Source organism: Nocardioides lacusdianchii (genome assembly GCF_020102855.1).
GTDB lineage: Bacteria > Actinomycetota > Actinomycetes > Propionibacteriales > Nocardioidaceae > Nocardioides > Nocardioides lacusdianchii.
Genome location: NZ_JADHZD010000011.1, coordinates 37,603 through 57,275 on the forward strand (window position 1 = coordinate 37,603; position 19,673 = coordinate 57,275).

At 73.0% G+C, this 19,673-nt stretch carries 16 protein-coding genes; 13 read left to right on the forward strand and 3 right to left on the reverse strand.

What is annotated here, in order from left to right; all coding sequences use genetic code 11:
* Positions 1-130 precede the first annotated feature (130 nt).
* From IRX98_RS15540 to IRX98_RS15550, 3 genes are read right to left on the reverse strand one after another with little or no spacing between them, the layout of a single operon-like run.
* Complete coding sequence (locus IRX98_RS15540; RefSeq protein WP_224278277.1) at positions 131-2,509, reverse strand: transglutaminase TgpA family protein; 2,379 nt, start codon at positions 2,507-2,509, stop codon at positions 131-133.
* Positions 2,506-3,774: a DUF58 domain-containing protein gene (locus IRX98_RS15545; RefSeq protein ID WP_224278279.1), complete on the reverse strand. Its 1,269-nt coding sequence runs from the start codon at positions 3,772-3,774 to the stop codon at positions 2,506-2,508. The genes IRX98_RS15540 and IRX98_RS15545 overlap by 4 nt, the downstream gene beginning before the upstream one ends.
* Positions 3,767-4,750: an AAA family ATPase gene (locus tag IRX98_RS15550; RefSeq protein WP_224278281.1), complete on the reverse strand. Its 984-nt coding sequence runs from the start codon at positions 4,748-4,750 to the stop codon at positions 3,767-3,769. The genes IRX98_RS15545 and IRX98_RS15550 overlap by 8 nt, the downstream gene beginning before the upstream one ends.
* A gap of 374 nt (positions 4,751-5,124) precedes the next feature.
* On the opposite strand from IRX98_RS15550, the gene mraZ reads away from it, so the two are divergent.
* The 13 genes from mraZ (at position 5,125) to IRX98_RS15615 (ending at position 19,566) form a co-directional block, all read left to right on the forward strand.
* Positions 5,125-5,553, forward strand: a complete 429-nt coding sequence (gene mraZ, locus IRX98_RS15555) for a division/cell wall cluster transcriptional repressor MraZ (protein ID WP_056607086.1) — start codon at positions 5,125-5,127, stop codon at positions 5,551-5,553.
* A 291-nt stretch (positions 5,554-5,844) separates the two neighbouring features.
* Entirely contained in the window at positions 5,845-6,003 is a 159-nt protein-coding gene (locus tag IRX98_RS15560) for a hypothetical protein (protein ID WP_224278283.1), read from the forward strand.
* Positions 6,004-6,007: 4 nt separating this feature from the next.
* Positions 6,008-7,000 (forward strand): 16S rRNA (cytosine(1402)-N(4))-methyltransferase RsmH, encoded by a 993-nt coding sequence (gene rsmH / locus IRX98_RS15565; protein ID WP_224278286.1) that lies wholly within the window; start codon positions 6,008-6,010, stop codon positions 6,998-7,000.
* Positions 6,997-7,557 (forward strand): cell division protein FtsL, encoded by a 561-nt coding sequence (ftsL, locus tag IRX98_RS15570; RefSeq protein ID WP_224278289.1) that lies wholly within the window; start codon positions 6,997-6,999, stop codon positions 7,555-7,557. Before rsmH ends, ftsL begins: the two co-directional genes overlap by 4 nt.
* Positions 7,558-7,647: 90 nt before the next feature.
* Positions 7,648-9,429, forward strand: coding sequence for a peptidoglycan D,D-transpeptidase FtsI family protein (locus tag IRX98_RS15575; protein ID WP_224278291.1), 1,782 nt, complete (start codon positions 7,648-7,650; stop codon positions 9,427-9,429).
* Positions 9,430-9,446: 17 nt separating this feature from the next.
* Positions 9,447-10,991, forward strand: coding sequence for a UDP-N-acetylmuramoyl-L-alanyl-D-glutamate--2,6-diaminopimelate ligase (locus IRX98_RS15580; protein WP_224278294.1), 1,545 nt, complete (start codon positions 9,447-9,449; stop codon positions 10,989-10,991).
* Positions 10,988-12,379 (forward strand): UDP-N-acetylmuramoyl-tripeptide--D-alanyl-D-alanine ligase, encoded by a 1,392-nt coding sequence (locus tag IRX98_RS15585; protein WP_224278296.1) that lies wholly within the window; start codon positions 10,988-10,990, stop codon positions 12,377-12,379. Before IRX98_RS15580 ends, IRX98_RS15585 begins: the two co-directional genes overlap by 4 nt.
* Positions 12,376-13,488, forward strand: coding sequence for a phospho-N-acetylmuramoyl-pentapeptide-transferase (gene mraY / locus IRX98_RS15590; RefSeq protein ID WP_224278298.1), 1,113 nt, complete (start codon positions 12,376-12,378; stop codon positions 13,486-13,488). The genes IRX98_RS15585 and mraY overlap by 4 nt, the downstream gene beginning before the upstream one ends.
* A 4-nt stretch (positions 13,489-13,492) precedes the next feature.
* The gene (gene murD, locus IRX98_RS15595) at positions 13,493-14,983 is read left to right on the forward strand and encodes a UDP-N-acetylmuramoyl-L-alanine--D-glutamate ligase (protein ID WP_224278300.1); all 1,491 of its coding nucleotides are present in this window, start codon (positions 13,493-13,495) and stop codon (positions 14,981-14,983) included.
* Between the two features lie 26 nt (positions 14,984-15,009).
* Entirely contained in the window at positions 15,010-16,326 is a 1,317-nt protein-coding gene (ftsW, locus tag IRX98_RS15600; protein WP_224278302.1) for a putative lipid II flippase FtsW, read from the forward strand.
* A gap of 10 nt (positions 16,327-16,336) precedes the next feature.
* Positions 16,337-17,422: an undecaprenyldiphospho-muramoylpentapeptide beta-N-acetylglucosaminyltransferase gene (murG, locus tag IRX98_RS15605; RefSeq protein WP_224278304.1), complete on the forward strand. Its 1,086-nt coding sequence runs from the start codon at positions 16,337-16,339 to the stop codon at positions 17,420-17,422.
* Positions 17,419-18,831 carry a UDP-N-acetylmuramate--L-alanine ligase gene (gene murC / locus IRX98_RS15610; protein WP_224278306.1) on the forward strand — a complete coding sequence of 471 codons (1,413 nt, stop codon included), beginning with the start codon at positions 17,419-17,421 and terminating at the stop codon, positions 18,829-18,831. Before murG ends, murC begins: the two co-directional genes overlap by 4 nt.
* On the forward strand, positions 18,832-19,566 hold the full coding sequence (locus IRX98_RS15615) for a cell division protein FtsQ/DivIB (RefSeq protein ID WP_224278308.1): 735 nt from the start codon (positions 18,832-18,834) through the stop codon (positions 19,564-19,566).
* Positions 19,567-19,673: the final 107 nt, after the last annotated feature.

Consider the following 19,673-nt stretch of genomic DNA (forward strand, 5'->3'; position numbering starts at 1 on the left):
ACCCACAGCGGGGCCTCGAGCCTGACGAACTGCCCGGTCGGTAACTCCCAGCGCGAGCAACTGCCCGCTCGGTATCTCCCAACGCGAGGAAGTGCCCACTCGGCATGTTCCAGCGCGAGGAAGTGCCCGCTCAGCCGACGAGCTCGTCGACCGTCCGGCTGGTCTCGTGGTCCGGGGTCTCGGTCTGGGCAGCCCCTGCGCGGCCGCGTGGACGCCAGGTCGTACGTCGTCCCACGACTGAGGCCGGCCACCACGACGCCCGACGGACCTCGCGCGGCGTCACGCCGGCGACCAGCGCCTGCTCGACCAGGTCTGCGTCGTGGGCGTGCTGGGCGGCGGTGAAGGACTCCGGGTCGCGGGCGTAGCGGCTGCGCTCGAGCGCGACGACGAGCCGGTCGAGCGCGTACGCCGCCTCGGGGGCCTGGTCGCGCCCGCGACGGGGCCGGTCCGGGCGGACGCCGTCGGTCTCCGGGGCGGCGAGCAGGCGGCCCAGCCAGTCGCCGACGCGACGGGGTGAGCGGCCCACGGGCCAGGCCTGGCCGAGGTCGCGGGCGACGTCGCGCAGCTCGACCCAGAGGTCCTCGATGTCACCGTCGAGCCGGCGCCGGCGGCGGGCTCCGCGCACCAGGCGCGGGGTGAGCAGCAACAGGGCCAGCAGGGCCACGCCCAGCACGGACGCGATGATCGGCACCCACGGGATCGAGGTGGTGTCGGGGTCGGCCGCGCCCGTGTCGGCGCTGGGCTCGTCGCCGCGCTCGGGGAGGAGCTCGGTGGAGCGGCTCGCGCTCGGGGTGGGGCTTTCGGTGACGGCCTCGAACTCGGCCTCGGTGTAGGCCGGCGTCTGGGTGGCTCGGGCCTGCGGCGTGGGCTCGAAGCGCACCCATCCCGAGCCGGGGAAGTAGAGCTCGGGCCACGCGTGGAGGTCGTGGGAGGAGAACTCCCACGCGCCGTTGGTGGACCGCTCCGGGGCGAGGAAACCGACGGCGACACGGCTCGGGATGCCGACGACGCGGGACATGATGGCCATCGAGGCGGCGAACTGCTCGCAGTAGCCGACGCGGTCCTCGAGCAGGAAGGCCCGCAGGTCCGCACCGCCGCTCCCGGCCGACTCGGCCTGCGCGACGTCGTAGCGGAAGCCGCCGTCCGTTCGGAACCACTGCTGGAGCAGCTGCGCCTTCTGGAAGCGGGTCGGTGCGTCGGCGGTCACGGTCGCGGCGAGGCGGCGGATCTCGTTGTTGAGTGACGACGGCACGTCGGTGTAGATACCCGCGACGCTGCCTGCTCCCGAGACGGCATCGTTCATGGCCTGGGCGTCGTAGTCGAGCTCGACGCCGGTGAAGTCGTAGGTCCGGTCGGCAGTGGTGACCCCGTCGCGGGCGCCGATGAAGTCCCGTGTGCCGACGTCGTAGCGCCAGTCCGTGCCGGCCGCGATGCGGCTCACCTGGGCTGTCGTGGGAAGCCAGGTGGACGCGAAGTCCGGCCCGACGCGCACGTCGTACTTGTATTCCTTGCGAGGCAGGCTGGCGTTGACTCCGTCCAATGGGGGAAGGGCGCCAGTGGCGGTCTGGGTGTCGGGGATCTCGCGGTCGCCCGGGGTCCACGAGGAGCCGTTGAAGCGCGTCAGCACCGACAGGCGGAGGTAGGTCGGTCGCGGGCCCGCGGTGGTCACCCACAGCAGCGGGATGTCCTGGCCGCGGCTCAGGTCGCGACGCAGGTCCACCATGGGGTCCTGCACCTCGACCTCACGGGTGCCAGGCCCGTTGCCGTCGAAGACGCTCATGCTCATCGTCGGCACGGCCGCCGGCACGACCACGGCCAGCGCGATGGCGGCGGCACCGAGCGCGACGGCGGTGTTGCCGATCGCGCCCGTGCGGACCGAGAAGGACGACCGGTCCGCATCAGGCGATCGGCCCCAGCTGGTGACGTGGTCGCTGTGCTGGAGGAAGACGAGGGTGAGGAAGAGGGCCGCGATCGCGGCGAAGATCCACCACGAGACTGCCTCGCCCGTGACGGCCACCGGAAGGGTGTACGCCGCCAGCAGCACGAGCCCGGCCACCGGTGCCCGGCGCAGGGTGCAGGCGATGACGTCGACGAGGAGCACGATGAGCGTGCCGCCGATGAGCAGCAGGGGGTGCACCGGCGGCACCCCGAGCTGGACGGGTGCGGCGTAGCTGCGCGAGCTCTCCAGCGCGCCGTCGAGGGCGAGGAGGAAGGCGTCGACGTTGCCGGGCGTCGGCAGGGGGGAGCCCGTGGTGGTGCCGAGCACGAGCAGCGCGCCCAGCACGACCTGCGCGGCGACGATCGCCGCGGCGGGGAGTCGCGCCCACCGGGCGAGGGCGCCGCCTCCGGAGAGGACGACGCCGATCATCAGCAGCGGGATGCCGACGCGGGCGAAGCCGGCGGTCAGCACGCTCCACGACAGCACGGTGACCCAGGCGGCCAGGAGGGCGATCCCCGCGATCCGGAGCTGGTGCGGCAGCGTGCTCCACGACGAACTCGTCGGGCTCATCGGGCGACTCCTGTCGGTGCGACGGCGCGGCTCTGCATCATCCCGAGCTCCTGCCACGAGGTGTCGAGGCGGTCGCGCGGGCCGAGGGTGACCGAGCGCCACCCGCTGGCGGTGAGGTGGGTGGTCGCCCCGACGCCGGGCTGCACGGGCAGGTGGGGCGCCCAGGCGTCGACGTCGAGCGCGATGGCCAGGCTCGACGACGCGTGGTGCTGGAGGCGGCGCAGGAACGGCAGGTCGCGCTCGCCGAGGCCGCCGAAGACGCCGATGGTGAGCCCCCCGTGGCCGGGCTCGGCGAGCCACTGGGTGTCGGGGGCGGGGGAGTGGTCGAGCTGCACGACCGCCAGCGCCTCGAGCAGCGGGATCGTGCTGGCCTCCGCGGTCTGGGAGTGCCACTGCGTCTCGCGGCTGTCGCCGGACGCGGTCACCAGCCGGACTGTGTAGCCGTGGTGGGCGAGGTGCACCGCGATGGAGGCGGCGGCGGACACGGCCCCCTCCAGCGAGCTCGCCGCGCCCTGACCACGGTGCGAGGTGCCGCGGTTGTCGAGGAAGACCGTCGCCCGCGACTGCCAGGGCTGCTCCTCGCGACGCACCATCAGCTCGCCGGTGCGCGCCGAGCTGCGCCAGTGCACGCGTCGCAGGTCGTCGCCGCGGCGGTACTCGCGGACGGTGACGTCCTCGGCGCTGCCGGTCGCGAAGGCACGCGGACGGTTGTCGCCCGAGCCCGTCCACGCGCCCCCCATCGGGATGCTGGGCAGCGGGATGGTGCGCGGGGTGACGGTGAGGCGGGTGGTGGCGTGGAACGTGCGCCCGAGCTCGACGAGGCCGAACGGGTCGGTCACCCGCACCGACATCGGACCGATGTCGAACTGGCCGCGCAGCTCCGAGCGGACCTGGTAGGTCGCGTGGCGGCGCCAGCCGTGGCCCAGACCCTCGAGCACGAAGCGCGGCCGGGTGCCGAGGACGTAGGGGAGCCGCTCCTCGAGCAGCAGCACTCCCGTGGGGGTGCGCGACTCGTTGGCGACGGTGAGCTCGACGGTCGCGGGCTGGCCGGCGACGACGAGCTGGGGGGAGACCGTGCGGACCAGCGCCAGCCGGTAGCGCGAGCGCCCGACCCACCACGCGGTCAGCAGGGGCAGGACGGCGACCAAGACGCCGATGCGGACGACGGAGGAGTGACCGACCACGATCGCCGCCACGATCGTGGCGGTGCCGGCGGCCAGGAACGCCCGTCCGCGGACGGTCAGGGCAGCGAGCGCCTCACGCACGGCTGGTGGCGTCGGGGACGGGGACCGACTCGATGATCCCCGACAGGATCGCCGCCGTGGTGCGCCCGCTCATCGTCGCCTCGACGTTGGGGAGCAGGCGGTGCGAGAGCACCGGCGAGGTGATCCCGTGGATGTCGTCGGGCAGGACGTAGTCGCGCCCCTGCGTCGCCGCGACGGCCTTGGCGGCGCGCACCAGGTGGAGCGTGGCGCGCGGTGAGGCACCGAGGTGGAGGTCGTTGCTCACGCGGGTCGCGGTGGTCAGCGCGACGGCGTAGCGGTGGACGGCCGAGGAGACGTGGACCCGGCCGACGATCTCGATCACCTTGCGCAGCTCCCCGGCGTCGGTGACCGGCTCGAGGTCGTCGAGCGGGTTGTGGGCGGTGTGCCCCTCGAGCATCGCGATCTCGGCGGCCTCGACGGGGTAGCCGACCGACACCCGCGCCATGAAGCGGTCGCGCTGGGCCTCGGGGAGGGCGTAGGTGCCCTCCATCTCGATGGGGTTCTGGGTGGCGATGACCATGAACGGCTTCTCGAGCATGTAGGTCGCGTTGTCGACGGTGACCTGGCGCTCCTCCATCGCCTCGAGCAGCGCGGACTGCGTCTTGGGGGAGGCGCGGTTGATCTCGTCGCCGACCACGATGTTGGCGAACACGCCACCGGGGCGGAACTCGAACTCGCGGGTGTTCTGGTTGAAGACCGAGACGCCGGTGACGTCGGAGGGCAGCAGGTCCGGGGTGAACTGGATGCGCCGCACCGAGCAGTCGATGCTGCGCGCCAGCGCCTTGCTCAGCTGGGTCTTGCCCACGCCCGGGACGTCCTCGATGAGGAGGTGGCCCTCGGCGAGCAGGACGACGAGGGCGGCGTTGACGACGTCGGGCTTCCCCGCGATCACGCGCTCGATGTTCTGGCGTACGGCGCCGGTCACCCGGCGCACTGTGTCCAGGTCAGGTGCCTGCCCGGTTGCCCCAGTGCTCACGTCGTGCATCCCCTCGTTCGGTCGCCACCACGGTATGTGGTGCGCGCAACATACCCGTCCACAGCGACGGCTCACGGGGGTCGCACCCCGGTTTCCCCACTTCCCACCACCCGGCGCGGCCACCTTCCCCCACCGGCGCTCCACCGGGGCTGCCAGGACGCTCGGAACCGGCCGATCTGAGCGTGGAAGTGCCGTGCCGCACGCTCCGCGCCGCCAGGCGTACGCCGACCGCCCGCCGTGGCGACGAGCCGGGAAATCGCCGAAATTCCCGCGTGGGACACGCTCGATCTGGTTGACGGTGGAGCGAAGTGGAGTACTGTGGTGCGAAGTGGGGGACAGGGTCGATCTGCCCGCCGAGCAAGGGGAGGTGCCGGATGTTCTTCGGCACCTACACGCCCAAGCTCGACGAGAAGGGCCGGCTCTTCCTCCCGGCGAAGTTCAGGGACGAGCTGACGGAGGGACTCGTGGTGACCAGGGGGCAGGAGCGCTGCCTCACTGTCTGGTCGCTGGAGGACTTCGGCCGGCTCACCGATCGGCTCCGCGAGGCGCCGGTCACGCAGAAGAACACCCGTGACTACGTCCGCATGCTGTTCGCCGCCGCCAGCCAGGAGGTGCCGGACAAGCAGGGACGCATCAACATCCCGGCTCCCCTGCGGGAGTACGCCTCGCTCCGCAAGGAGTGCGTCGTCATCGGGTCGATGAACCGGATCGAGATCTGGGACCCGACCGCGTGGGCGACCTACTCCGAGGAGCAGGAGCAGAAGTTCTCCGAGCTCAGCGACGAGGTCTTCCCCGGCATCTGAGCAGCACCAGCACCAGCCAGCAGCACCGCACCTCCAACTCCACAGCTGACGTCGCGACCCGTATCACCAGGTCTCGAGCCCGCTCCCTCGCGTGGCCATCTGGGGCACTTCCCCGGCACCAGAGGGCCTCCCCAAAGCAGGGAGCGGGCAGGGACCTGGTGCGGCGGCTCGCCCCGTGCCACACGGCGGGGAGTGTCAGCCGCACCGCCAATGTCGGCACTCCCGTCAGCACCCGCAGCACCCGTCAGCCAGCACGCACCAGCACCACCGAGCACCAGTGGGGTCGAGACCATGAGCAGCACCCAGCCCTTGGGACGCACCGCGGCGGCACCGCTGCGGGTGCGCGACCAGGCGCGCGAGGCGGCTGCCCTGATCGCGTTCTCGGCGGCCACGGCCTCCTGCCTCGCGGTGGCACTGCTGGTGCTCACCCACCTGGGCTCCCAGGGCTGACCCGATGATCACTCCCAGCCACGCCCCGGTGCTCCTCGACCGGGTCGTCGCCCTGCTGGCCCCTGCGCTCGAGGCGCCCGGCTCGGTCTACGTCGACTGCACGCTCGGCCTCGGCGGCCACAGCGAGGCGGTCCTCGAGCGCCTCCCGCACGCCCGGGTCGTCGGCATCGACCGCGACCCCGAGGCGCTGCGGATGTCCTCGGAGCGCCTGGCCGCCCACGGCGACCGCTTCACCGCCGTCCACGCGGTCTACGACGAGCTGCCCGAGGTGGTCGGCTCGCTGGGCCTCGACCACGTCGACGCGGTGTTCTTCGACCTCGGCGTCTCCTCCATGCAGCTCGACGTCCGCGAGCGCGGCTTCGCCTACTCCGAGGACGCCCCGCTCGACATGCGCATGGACCCCACGACGGGCCCGACCGCGGCCGACCTCCTCAACACCGCGACCCCGCAGGAGCTCACCCGCATCCTGCGCGAGTACGGCGAGGAGAAGTTCGCCAGCAAGATCGCCCGTGCGGTCGTACGCCGCCGCGAGTCCGCGCCGTTCACCACGAGCGCCGACCTCGTCGAGCTGCTCTACGCGACCATCCCGGCCCCGGCCCGGCGTACGGGCGGGCACCCGGCGAAGCGGACCTTCCAGGCACTGCGGATGGCGGTCAACGACGAGCTCGCCGTGCTGCGCCGCGCCGTCCCCGCCTCCCTCGAGGTGATCGGGGTCGGCGGTCGCGTGGTCGTGGAGTCCTACCACTCCCTCGAGGACCGGCTGGTCAAGCGCGCCTTCGCCGACGCCACCCGCCTCGACGTGCCGCACGACCTGCCCTTCGTGCCCGAGGGCGCCGAGCCCGCCTTCCGCCTGGTGACCCGTGGCTCCGAGCAGGCCGACGAGCACGAGATCGCCGAGAACCCCCGGGCCGCGTCCGTCCGGCTGCGTGCCGTCGAGCGCGTACGTCCCACCTCACGACCCGCTTCCCGCTTCCTTCCCCCTGGAGCCGTCAGATGAGCAGTCCCGTCCCGCAGCCACGGACCCGCGTCACCCGGATCGCCCAGGAGGCCGTCGACAAGGCGCGCCTCTCGGTCGTCCCGCGGGTCCGCACGCGCGCCCCGCGCGTGCCGTTCGTGACGCTCGTCAGCCTGGTGCTGGTGGGCGGCATCGTCGGGCTGCTCCTCTTCAACACCTCCATGCAGCAGGCGTCCTTCACGGCCGCCGCGCTGGAGACCCAGGCCGACACCCTCGCCGGGCGTGAGCAGACGCTGCGCATGGAGCTCGACGAGCTCCGCGACCCGCAGCGCGTGGCGATGCAGGCGCAGCAGATGGGCATGGTGATCCCGCCGGCCCCGGTCTTCCTCGACCTCGAGACCGGGAAGACCAGCGGGGTCCGCACGCCGGCCACGAAGGACGACGCGATCCAGCTGGTCCCGCCCGCCCCGCCGATGCCCGCGGTGCTCGCGCCTGCGCCGACGGTCGTCGAGGTCCCGCCGGCGGCGGCCGCACCGGAGCCGGTGGTGGAGGAGCAGGCCCAGGCCACCGAGCGCCGGAAGAAGAACCGCGACCGGTGACGGCGCGGTCCCACGGATCCACGCCGCACCGCCCATAGATTTGCTGTCAGGCACCGGAGCAAGCGCCGGGGCCGGGAACGAGGGAGACCAGTGCCGAGCAACCGCACCGGCCATGGCAAGCGCGGCGCCTCACGCGGAGCGCCGATGCTGCGACTGCGCATCGGGTTCGTCCTCATCGCGATCGTCCTGTCGTTCTTCGGCGCGCGGCTGGTCCAGCTGCAGGGCGTCGACCCCCAGGCGTACGCCCTGCGCGCCGCCGCCGAGGGTGCGGCGCGGGTGACGCTGGTCGCCGAGCGCGGCGACATCCTCGACCGCAACGGCGTCCCGCTCGCGGACTCCATCAAGGGCAAGATGGTCGTCGCTGACCCCGCGCTCACCGCCGACCGCGCTCCCGAGATCGCCCGGCTGCTGTCCGACCGGCTCTCCGTCGACTACTTCCGGACGCTGACGGCGCTGCGGGGGCGCCAGGAGGGCAGCCGCTACGAGTACGTAGCGCGCCGCGTCCCGAGCACGCTCGCCAGCGACACCCTCGCCGAGATCGACGCGGCCGGCTTCTCCGGCATCAGCCTGCAGGACGACCCGATCCGCGACTACCCGGCCGGCGACGTCGCGGCCAACCTGCTCGGCTACATGGGCACCGACGAGCCGCTCGGCGGCTTCGAGCGCACCTTCGACGAGCAGCTGGCCGGCGTCGACGGCGAGGCCACCTGGCAGTCCACCTCCGGCAAGGGCGTACGCATCCCGCTGCGCGAGAGCACCCTCAAGGCCGCGCAGAACGGCGCGCCGCTGCGCACCACCATCGACCGCGACCTCCAGTGGTTCACCCAGAAGGTGCTCGCCGAGACGGTCCAGCAGTACCGCGCCGCGAGCGGCAGCGCCATCGTGATGGACACCCGCACCGGCGAGATCCTCGCCCTGGCCGACGTCCCCACCTTCGACGCCAACGAGCCCTCCGAGGCCGACGAGGAGGACCTCGGCTCCCGGGCCATGAACGACACCTACGAGCCCGGCTCGGTGCAGAAGGTGCTCACCGCCGCCTCGCTCATCGACGCAGGCAGGGCCTCAGCCCGTCAGCGGTTCAAGGTGCCGGGCAGCCTGCCGCGCCAGGACCGGGTCATCGGCGACTGGTTCGACCACGGCAACATCCGCCTCACCCTGGCCGGCATCATCGCCAAGTCGTCCAACATCGGCACGGTCCTGGCCGCCGACGCCTTCTCCCCGGTGGAGCTGGTCTCCTACCTCCAGCGCTTCGGCCTGGGCCAGCGCACCGACATCGGCGTGCGCGGCGAGACGGCCGGCATCCTGACCGCGGGCGAGGCGATGACCTCGCAGACCAAGGACCGCGTCGCCTTCGGCCAGTCGCTGTCGGTCAACGTCGCCCAGATGGCTGCTGCGGTCAACACCATCGCCAACGGCGGTGTCCTGGTCTCCCCGAGCATCATCTCCGGCTCCGCGGTCACCGACGACGGGACGACGGTCGGCACCGACGTCGCCACCCGCACCCGCGTGGTCAGCAAGCAGGCTGCGCGCGCCACGGCGAAGATGATGGAGAAGGTCGTCGACCCCGAGGACGGCGTCGCGCCGGCCGCGCAGGTCCCGGGCTACCTCGTCGCGGGCAAGACCGGCACGGCGCAGCGGGTCAACCCCGACACCGGTCTCTACGACGGCAGCACCTCGGTCTCCTTCGGTGGGTTCGCCCCGGCCGACGACGCCCGCTTCACCGTCTACGTCGTCATCCACGCACCCAAGGGCGATGCCGGCGGCGGCTCGACGGCCGGCCCGGTCTTCTCCCGGATCATGGGCTACGTCCTGGGCCGCTACGGCGTGGAGCCGACCGGCGGGAAGCCGTCGCGTCTCCCCGTCGAGTGGTGAGTCGATACGCTCCCTCGGTGGACCATCCAGTCGACCAGCCTGCCGAGGCGACGAGTGCCACCCGACCCCTTCTGCCCCTGGCGACGCCCGCCACGGAGCTCGCCGCGTGGCTCACGACCCTGACCGACGTGGACGTCCACGGCGACCTGGGCGCAGACGTCTCCGGCGTCTCGCTCAGCACGGCCCGGGTCCGGCCCGGTGACCTGTACGCCGCCCTCCCGGGCACGCGTGCCCACGGTGCGACCTTCGCCGGCCAGGCGCTCGACGCGGGCGCGGTCGCCGTGCTGACCGACGCCGCGGGGCTCGACCTGCTGCCGGCGGGCACGCCGGCGATCATCGTGCCCGACCCCCGTCTCGTGCTGGGGCGCCTGTCGGCCCGCGTCTACGGCGACCCGGCGCGCGGCCTGCGCGTCATCGGCGTCACCGGCACGCAGGGCAAGACCACCACCACGCGGATCCTCGAGCAGGGCCTCACCACCTCCGGGGTGACGTCGGCCGTGATCGGCACCGTCGGCACCCGCATCGCCGGGCACGACGTGAAGACCCAGCTCACCACCCCCGAGGCGCCGGACCTGCACGGGCTCTTCGGGGTCATGCGCGAGCACGGCGTGGACGCCTGCGCGATGGAGGTCTCCAGCCACGCCCTCGTCCTCGGCCGGGTGGACGGCGTGGTCTTCGACGTCGCCACCTTCCTCAACCTCGGGCGCGACCACCTCGACTTCCACAGCGACCTCGACGACTACTTCGCCGCCAAGGCCGGCCTCTTCACCCCGGAGCGGGCGAAGGTGGGCCTGACCAACGTCGACGACGAGTTCGGCCGCTTGCTTCTCGAGGTGGCGACGATCCCGATGGCGACCTACTCCTCCCGCGGCGCAGACGCCGACTGGCGCGCGGTCGACGTCGCGCTGACGCCGAGCGGTGCCACCTTCACGGTCGTCGGTCCGGGCGTCGAGGTGCCCGCGGCGATCGGCATCCCGGGGGAGTTCAACGTCTCCAACGCCCTTGCCGCGATCGCGTCCGCAGCCCTCGCCGGCCTCGACCCCCGCTCGGTCGCCGACGGTGTCGCCGGCGTGGGCGGGGTGCCCGGTCGGCTCGAGCCCGTCGTGGCCGGCCAGGACTTCACCGTGGTCGTCGACTACGCCCACAAGCCCGACGCGCTCGAGGCCGTGCTCACCACGCTGCGTCCGCTGACTGCTGGACAGGTGATCGCCGTCGTCGGCGCCGGCGGCGACCGCGACACCCTCAAGCGCCCGCTGATGGGCGAGATCGCCTCACGGCTCGCCGACGTGCTCGTCGTGACCGACGACAACCCCCGCACCGAGGACCCCGCAGCCATCCGCGCCGCCGTGCTCGCGGGGGCCGGCGGCCCGGCCGAGGTGCTGGAGATCGGCGACCGCCGCCGGGCGATCCGCGAGGCCGTACGCCGTGCGCGTCCCGGCGACGTCGTGCTGGTCGCCGGCAAGGGCCACGAGAGCGGCCAGGAGGTCGACGGCGTGGTGCACCCCTTCGACGACCGCGTGGTGGCCCGCGAGGAGATCGCGGCCCGGGAGGACCTCCGATGATCGAGATGACCCTGGCCGAGGTCGCCGACGTCGTCGGGGGCACCGCGCACGGTGACGCCGTCGTCACCGGCGGCGCGTTCCTCGACACCCGCACCGCGGAGCCCGGCGGGCTGTTCGTCGCGCTCGCCGGCGACCGCGTCGACGGGCACGACTTCGCCGCCGCCGCGGGGGAGGCAGGAGCCGTGGCCGTCCTCGGCAGCCGTCCCACCGAGCTGCCCACCGTCGTTGTCGACGACGTCACCGTCGCGCTGGGCCTGCTGGCGCGCCACGTCCTGGACCGGCTGCCGGACGTGCTCGTGCTGGCGATGACCGGGTCGCAGGGCAAGACCGGCACCAAGGACTACCTCGCCCACCTCCTCGCCGAGTCCGGCCCGACCGTCGCCACCCGCGGCAACTTCAACAACGAGCTCGGGGTGCCGCTGACGGTGCTGCGCGCCACGCCGGAGACCCGCTTTCTCGTCGTCGAGATGGGTGCGCGCGGTGTCGGACACATCGCACGGCTCTGCGAGATCGCACCCCCGCACGTGGCCGCGGTGCTCAACGTCGGCACCGCCCACATCGGCGAGTTCGGCAGCCGCGAGGCGATCGCCGTTGCCAAGGGCGAGATCATCGAGGCGCTCGCGGCCGACGGCACCGCCGTGCTCAACGCCGACGACGACCTCGTACGCGCCATGGCTGCCCGCACCTCCGCAGCAGTGACGACGTTCGGCACCGACGGGGCCGACGTCGCCGTCAGCGAGATCACCACCGACGAGCTCGGCCGCCAGTCCTTCGAGCTCGTGCACCGCGGCTCGGGCGCCACCGTCCACCTCGCCCAGGTCGGCGCCTTCCAGTGGCGCAACGCCGCCGCGGCCGCCGCCATGGCGCTCGCGGCGGGGCTCGACCTCGACACCGTGGCCGACGCGCTGGGCGATGCCGAGCCCGCGAGCCGGTGGCGCATGGAGCTCGGTGAGCGTGCCGACGGCCTGGTCGTGCTCAACGACTCCTACAACGCCAACCCCGAGTCGGTCCGCGCCGCGCTCGACACGCTTGCGGGCATCGGTGCCAGCAGCGGTCGGCGTACGGTCGCGGTGCTGGGGGAGATGCTCGAGCTCGGTGACGGTGCCCAGGCCGCCCACTTCGACGTCGGGGCGTACGCCGCCGAGGTCGGCGTCGACGTGCTGGTCACGGTCGGCCCCGCTGCGGACCCCATCCGAGAGGGCCACGACGCGGCCGGGAGCGGCGGAGTGAGCATCCCCACGGCGGGGCGTGACGCAGCCGTCGAGTGGCTGCGGCACAATGTCTCGGCTGCTGATGTCGTCCTGGTGAAGGCATCGCGGGGGGCGGCGCTGGAACTGATCGCCGAGGAGCTCCTCCTGGCGGAGGACGAAGGGAGTCGCGCCAGATGAGAGCCATCCTGTTCGGAGGAGGACTCTCCCTGCTGATCTCCCTCCTCGGCACCCGCTACGCGATCCGGTTCTTCACGCGGCAGGGCTTCGGCCAGCCGATCCGCGACGACGGCCCCACCACGCACCACGTCAAGCGCGGCACCCCGACCATGGGCGGCGCGGTGATCATCCTCGCGACCGTCATCGGCTACTTCTCCGCCAAGATCATCACCGGCCAGGCGCCGACGGCCTCGGCCCTCTTGCTCCTCTTCCTGCTCGTCGGGATCGGCGCTGTCGGCTTCCTCGACGACTTCCTCAAGGTCAGCCGCCAGCACAACCTCGGCCTGCGCAGCCGCGCCAAGATGATCGGCCAGACCGTGGTCGGCCTGGTCTTCGGCTTCCTCGCCCTCTCCCCGGTGCTCGAGGACGACCGCGGCTGGCGACCGGCGTCGGACCACCTGTCCTTCATCCGCGACTACGAGGGCTTCGCGCTCCCGACGGTGCTGGCCATCCTGCTGATCTGGCTCATCGTCACCGGCGCCAGCAACGCGGTGAACCTCGCCGACGGACTCGACGGCCTCGCCGCCGGCGCGTCGATCCTGGTCTTCGCCGCCTACACGCTGGTCAACATCTGGCAGAACAGCCAGTCGTGCGCGCTCGCGGCCGGCCCGAAGTGCTACGAGGTGCGCGACCCGCTCGACCTCGCCGTCGTGGCGGCGGCGATCACCGGGGCCTGCTTCGGCTTCCTGTGGTGGAACGCCTCGCCCGCCCAGATCATGATGGGCGACACCGGCTCCCTCGCCCTCGGTGGTGCGATGGCCGGCTTCGCGATCATGACCCGCACGGAGCTCCTCCTCGTCGTCATCGGCGGGCTCTTCGTGGCCATCACCCTGTCGGTGATGATCCAGGTCTCGGTCTTCAAGCTCAGCCGCGCCAGCGGCCTGGTCCGGTCGGTGTTCAAGATCCAGGCCGGCCACCGCGTCTTCCGGATGACGCCGCTGCACCACCACTTCGAGATGCTCGGCTGGGAGCAGGTCACCATCGTGATCCGCTTCTGGATCGTCACCGGCCTCGCGGTCGCCACCGGCCTCGGCATCTTCTACGCCGAGTGGGTCGCAGGCGTTGGTTGACGACGTGACGGGGGTCGACCGGCTCGGCAGGACCAGCGACTGGTCCGGCGTACGCGTCGTGGTCGCCGGCTTCGGCGTCTCCGGCTACGCCGCGGCCGACAACCTGCTCTTCCTCGGTGCCCAGGTCACCGCGCTCGACGAGACCACGAGCGAGGAGAAGGCCGAGAAGGCCCAGCTCCTCGAGACACTGGGGGCCACCGTCCGCCTCGAGCCCGGCGCCACCGACGTGCTGCCCGACGGTGTCGACCTGGTCGTGACCTCGCCCGGCTGGCGCCCGACCGCGCCGCTCCTGGCGCAGGCCGCCGAGCGGGGCGTCCCGGTCTGGGGCGAGGTGGAGCTCGCCTGGCGCCTGCGCGACCCCGAGCACCAGGCCCCCTGGCTCGCGGTCACCGGCACCAACGGCAAGACCACGACCGTGCAGATGCTGCAGTCGATCCTCACCGCCGCCGGCCTGCGCGCCGCCGCGGTCGGCAACGTGGGCCTGCCGATCGTCGAGGCCGTGATGGATCCCGAGCCCTACGACGTGCTCGCCGTGGAGCTGTCCAGCTTCCAGCTCCACTACACCCACTCGATGTCCGCGGAGTCGGCCGTCGTGCTCAACGTCGCCGAGGACCACCTCGACTGGTACGCCGACGAGCCGGGCGCGCCGTCGGGCGCCCCGACCGGGATGGACCGCTACGCCGCCGACAAGGCGCGCATCTACGAGCACGTCCAGCGTGCCTGCGTCTACAACCTCGCCGACCCCGCCACCGAGGCGATGGTGCGCGAGGCCGACGTGGTCGAGGGCGCCCGCGCGGTCGGCTTCACCCTCGGCACCCCGTCGTCGGGTGACGTCGGGATCGTCGACGACCTCCTGGTCGACCGGGCGTTCATCGACGACCGCGCCTCCAGCGCGGCCGAGCTCTGCACCCTCGCCGACCTGGCCTCGCCCGCGCCGCACTTCGTCGCCAACGCGCTCGCCGCGGCGGCGCTCGCCCGCGCCCACGGCGTCAGCCAGCAGGCGGTGCGCGACGGGCTGCGCGCCTTCCGCCCCGACGGACACCGCATCGCGCACGTCGCCGAGGCGCAGGGAGTGACCTGGATCGACGACTCCAAGGCCACGAACCCGCACGCCGCGCAGTCGTCGCTCGGGGCGTTCGAGCACGTCGTCTGGGTCGCAGGGGGACTGGCCAAGGGCGCACGCTTCGACGACCTGGTGCTCGCCGCCCGCGACCGGTTGCGCGGTGTGGTGCTGCTCGGTCGCGACCGCGCGGTCATCGCGGACGCTCTTTCGCGACACGCGCCCGATGTGCCCGTCATCGACGTGGGCGCGGACGAGACTGGTGCTCCGATGGAGCGCGTGGTCGACGCGGCAGCCGGGCTCGCCAGGTCCGGTGACACGGTGCTGCTGGCGCCGGGATGCGCCTCCATGGACATGTTCCTCAACTACGGCGCGCGCGGCGATGCGTTCGCGGACGCCGTGCACGCCCACATCGCCCGCCACGACCAGACCTGACCGCCATCCGGAGGGGAGCCGCGACGATGACCACCGCGAACCCCGAGGACGTCGCCGTCGGTCCCGAGGCCCCGGCCGCCGGTGTCCGGCCGCCGCTGGGTTCCGGGATCGCCGCAGGGTGGCGGTGGGGCCGCGACGCGGTCGCCTCGACCACGGGCGCGGTGCGTGACGCGCTGGAGAAGCCGCTCGCCTCCTACTACCTGCTGCTGGGCTCGTCGGCGCTGCTGCTCACCATCGGGCTGATCATGGTGCTGAGCGCGTCGAGCGTGCGGTCCTTCCTCCTCTACGACGACTCCTACGCCGTGGTGAAGCGCCAGCTGCTGTGGGTGGCGGTCGGGCTCCCGTGCGCGTGGGTCGCCTCACGCCTGCCGATCAAGCACGTGCGCCGCCTGGCCTATCCCGGCTTCCTGCTGACGCTGGTGCTGCTCGCGCTCGTGGCGCGCTTCGGCGTGCTGATCAACGGCAACAAGAACTGGCTGGCGATCGGGCCCTTCACCATGCAGCCCGCCGAGGTGGCCAAGCTCGCCATCGTGCTGTGGGCGGCCAACATCTACGCCCACAAGGAGCGCCGCCTGCGCGAGCTCCACCACCTCCTCGTGCCGGTGGTGCCGGGGCTCTTCGCCGTCATCGGCCTGGTGCTCGTCGGTCGCGACCTCGGCACCGCGATGGTCCTCGCGGCGATCCTGCTCGGCATGCTCTGGGTCGTGGGCGCCCCGATGCGGCTCTTCGGCCTGAGCCTGTCGGTTCTCGGCGTCGCCGGTGTCGCGCTCGCCGCGACCGACGGCGAGCGCCTCCAGCGCATCACCCACTTCACCGATCCGTTCAAGGACTACACCGACGCCGGGTGGCAGCCCGCGCACGGCCTCTACGCGCTCTCCAGCGGGGGCTGGCTGGGACAGGGGATCGGTGCCTCGACCCAGAAGTGGGGCGACCTGCCCGAGGCCCACACCGACTTCATCTTCGCGGTGCTGGGCGAGGAGCTCGGCCTGGTCGGCACGCTGCTGGTCATCGCGCTGTTCTTCACCATCGCCTACGCCGCGATCCGCGTCGCGCTCACCACGCAGGACCCGTTCGTGCGCTACGCGACCTTCGGCATCGTGGTCTGGCTGCTCGGGCAGATGATGATCAACGTCGGCATGGTGCTGGCCGTCCTGCCCGTCATCGGGATCCCGCTGCCGATCGTCTCCTACGGCGGCTCGGCGCTGCTGCCGTCGCTGGTCGCGCTCGGACTGGTGATCGGCTTCGCCCGCCGCGAGCCCGAAGCGGCGGCCGCGCTGGCGGCGCGGCGTCGCAACCGCTCCGCGGGGCTGTCCGCCGCGACCCACTCCGACGCGCATCGCTAGATTTGCCCTGATGCGCGTACTCCTCGCCGGCGGCGGCTCCGCCGGCCACACCTCGCCCCTGCTCGCCACCGCCGACGCCCTGCGTCGCCTGGACCCGGCGACGGAGGTGACCTGCCTCGGCACCCGCGAGGGGCTGGAGGCCCGGCTGGTGCCGGAGGCCGGCCTGCCGCTCGAGTTCGTGCCGCGGGTCCCGCTGCCGCGTCGCCCCAGCGCCGACCTGCTCCGTACGCCGACCCGCCTCCGCGCCGCCCGCGCCGCCGCCCTCGAGGTGGTCGACCGGGTGCGCCCCGACGTCGTCGTCGGCTTCGGCGGCTACGTCTCGGTCCCCGCCTACCTCGCCGCACGCAAGCGCGGGCTGCCCATCGTGGTCCACGAGGGCAACGCGATCCCCGGCATCGCCAACAAGCTGGGCGCGCGCATGACCCAGCACGTCGCTACCAGCTTCCCCGGCACCGACCTGCCCCACGCGGTCTGCACCGGCCTGCCGATCCGGCGGCTCGTCTCGACCCTCGACCGGGCTGCCCTGCGCGGCGAGGCGCTCGCGTCGTTCGGCCTCCGCGACGACCTGCCCACCCTCGTGGTGACCGGCGGCTCGCAGGGTGCCGCCCGGATCAACGCCGCGGTCTCCGGTGCCGCGCCCGCGCTCGCCGCGGCCGGCGTCCAGGTGCTCCACATCGTCGGACCGAAGAACGAGCTCGAGGTCGCCTCGGGCGAGGTCCCCTACGTCGTGGTCAACTACGTCGACCGGATGGACCTGGCCTACGCCGCCGCCGACGCCGTGCTGTGCCGCTCCGGCAGCAACACCGTCACCGAGGTCTCCGGTGTCGGCCTGCCCGCCATCTACGTCCCGCTCCCGATCGGCAACGGCGAGCAGGCGCTCAACGCGCGTCCCGTCGTCGACGCCGGTGGCGGACTGCTGGTCGCCGATGTCGCCCTCACCCCGGAGTGGGTCGCGGCCAGCGTGCCGGGGCTGCTGACCGACGCCGCACGCCTGGCGGCGATGGGCGCTGCGGCCCGCGGGGTCATCCCGCTCGACGCCGACGAGCTGCTCGCGCGGATGATCCTCGACGCCGCTGCACCGGGAGCGACCCCGTGAGGATCCCGGTCCCCGACGAGATCCTTCCCGCCTCCGCGCTCGGCCGCGTCCACTGCGTCGGCATCGGCGGGGCGGGCATCTCCGCCATCGCCCGCATCATGGCCGCGCAGGGCGTGCCGGTGACCGGCAGCGACGACCACGACACCCCGTTCCTGCCCGCGCTGCGCGAGCTCGGCGTCACCTGCCACCTCGGCTACGACGCCGCGCACGTCGGCGACGCCGACACGCTCGTGGTCACCACCGCCGCGCGCGAGGACAACCCGGAGGTCCTCGAGGCCCGTCGTCGCGGCCTGCGGATCCTGCCGCGCTCCGCCGGGCTCGCCGCCGTGATGGCCGGCTCCCGGGTGCTCGCCGTCGCCGGCACGCACGGCAAGACGACGACCACCGGCCTGCTCACCTCCGCCCTCCTCGCCGCCGGCGTTGACCCGTCGTACGCCGTGGGTGGGGTGCTGACCGCGACGGGGCGCAACGCCGACGCGGGCAGCGACGACCTCTTCGTGGCCGAGGCCGACGAGAGCGACGGCGCCTTCCTGGTCTACCGGCCCCACGCGGCGATCGTCACCAACGTCGAGGCCGACCACCTCGACAACTGGGGTACCGAGGAGGCCTACCACCGCGCCTTCGACGACTTCGCCGACACCGTCGACCGCGAGGGCTTCCTGGTGTGCGTCGTGGACGACCCGGGCGCCGCGCTCCTGGCCGGACGCGCACGTGCCGCGGGCCTCGAGGTCGTCACCGTGGGGGAGTCGGACGACGCCGACCTCCGCATCGAGGGCCTCACCCTCGACGGGTCCACGTCCGTGTGCCGCGTCCGCCGCGACGGCGCGGAGCTCGGCGAGCTGCGCCTGCGCATCCCGGGTCGCCACTACGTCCTCGACGCCGTCGCCGCCCTGGCCATGGGCCTGCGCCTCGGCTGCGCCTTCGACGACCTCGTCGCGGGCCTCGGCGCCTTCACCGGGACCGGCCGGCGCATGGAGCTCAAGGGCGAGGTCGGGGGAGTGCGGGTCTACGACTCCTACGCCCACCACCCCGTCGAGATCCGCGGCGACCTCGAGGCCGCCCGCGCGCTGGCCGGCGAGGGGCGCGTCGTGGCCGCCTTCCAGCCGCACCTGGTCTCCCGCACGCGGATCTTCGGGGAGGCGATGGGCGTGGCCCTCGGAGCGGCCGACGAGGTCGTGGTGCTCGACGTCTACGTCGCCCGCGAGGAGCCCGACCCGGCCGTCACCGGGCGGCTCGTCGCCGACTCCGTCCCGCTGCCGGCCGCGCAGGTCGCCTACGTCGACGGGCTGCCGTCCGCCGCCCGCGCGCTCGCCGATCGAGCCCGCCCCGGCGACCTCGTCATCACCCTGGGCGCCGGCGACATCACCGGCGTCGGGCCCCAGGTCCTCGACCTCCTCGGGGGTGCGTGAGTGGAGCGCGAGGAGCGCACCTCCCAGCGCACCCGCCGCCGCTTCGCGCGCCGCCAGTGGGCCCGCCGCTGGCTCTCGCTGCGCTACGTCGTCGCGGCCGTCGCCGTCGTGGCGTTCCTCGCCACGTCGGTCTGGCTGGTCTTCTTCTCCGCGACCCTGCAGGTGCAGAAGGTCGAGGTGGTCGGCAACGACCTGCTCAGCGACGCACGGGTCCGGGAGATGGCGGACCTGCCGATGGGGGAGCAGCTCGCCCTCGTCGACCTCGACCGTGCCGACGCGCGCGTGGGCTCGCTGGCCGAGGTCCGCTCGGTCGACGTCACGCGCGCCTGGCCCGATGGCGTACGCATCGAGGTGGTGGAGCGCACGGCCGTGGCCGTGGTCGACATCTCGGGGCGCCTGCGCGGGCTCGACGCCGACGGCGTGGTGTTCCGCGACTACCGCACCGCACCGAAGGGCATGCCGCGCATCCGCCCGGGCGCCGCGGCCGGCACCGACGCGCTGAAGGAGGCCGCGACCGTCGTCTCGGCCCTGCCGCAGGACCTCGCCTCGCGCATCGACCACGTCGAGGTGGCCACCGTCGACCAGATCACCCTGGTGATGCGCGACCAGCGTCGGGTGATGTGGGGGAGCGCGGAGGAGTCGGCGCTCAAGGCCCAGGTGGTCGACCGGCTGCTGGCCGCGCAGGAGGCGTCGGTGTACGACGTCAGCGTGCCCGGCAACCCGACGGTCCGCTGACTCGGACCCCACTGCCGAAACACGCACATTGGTGGGCGTGTCCACCGGGGTTTCGGTGTGCCCGCTGCCTAAGGTCTAGCGAAAGGCGAGGTTGACATAACTATAAC

What these genes read in the sequence shown, in the direction of transcription:
- IRX98_RS15540 (WP_224278277.1), bottom strand. Translation starts at nt 2,509, where the DNA reads ATGAGCCCGACGAGTTCGTCGTGGAGCACGCTGCCGCACCAGCTCCGG.
- mraZ (WP_056607086.1), top strand. Translation starts at nt 5,125, where the DNA reads ATGTTCTTCGGCACCTACACGCCCAAGCTCGACGAGAAGGGCCGGCTC.
- IRX98_RS15560 (WP_224278283.1), top strand. Translation starts at nt 5,845, where the DNA reads ATGAGCAGCACCCAGCCCTTGGGACGCACCGCGGCGGCACCGCTGCGG.
- rsmH (WP_224278286.1), top strand. Translation starts at nt 6,008, where the DNA reads ATGATCACTCCCAGCCACGCCCCGGTGCTCCTCGACCGGGTCGTCGCC.
- ftsL (WP_224278289.1), top strand. Translation starts at nt 6,997, where the DNA reads ATGAGCAGTCCCGTCCCGCAGCCACGGACCCGCGTCACCCGGATCGCC.
- IRX98_RS15585 (WP_224278296.1), top strand. Translation starts at nt 10,988, where the DNA reads ATGATCGAGATGACCCTGGCCGAGGTCGCCGACGTCGTCGGGGGCACC.
- mraY (WP_224278298.1), top strand. Translation starts at nt 12,376, where the DNA reads ATGAGAGCCATCCTGTTCGGAGGAGGACTCTCCCTGCTGATCTCCCTC.
- ftsW (WP_224278302.1), top strand. Translation starts at nt 15,010, where the DNA reads ATGACCACCGCGAACCCCGAGGACGTCGCCGTCGGTCCCGAGGCCCCG.
- murG (WP_224278304.1), top strand. Translation starts at nt 16,337, where the DNA reads ATGCGCGTACTCCTCGCCGGCGGCGGCTCCGCCGGCCACACCTCGCCC.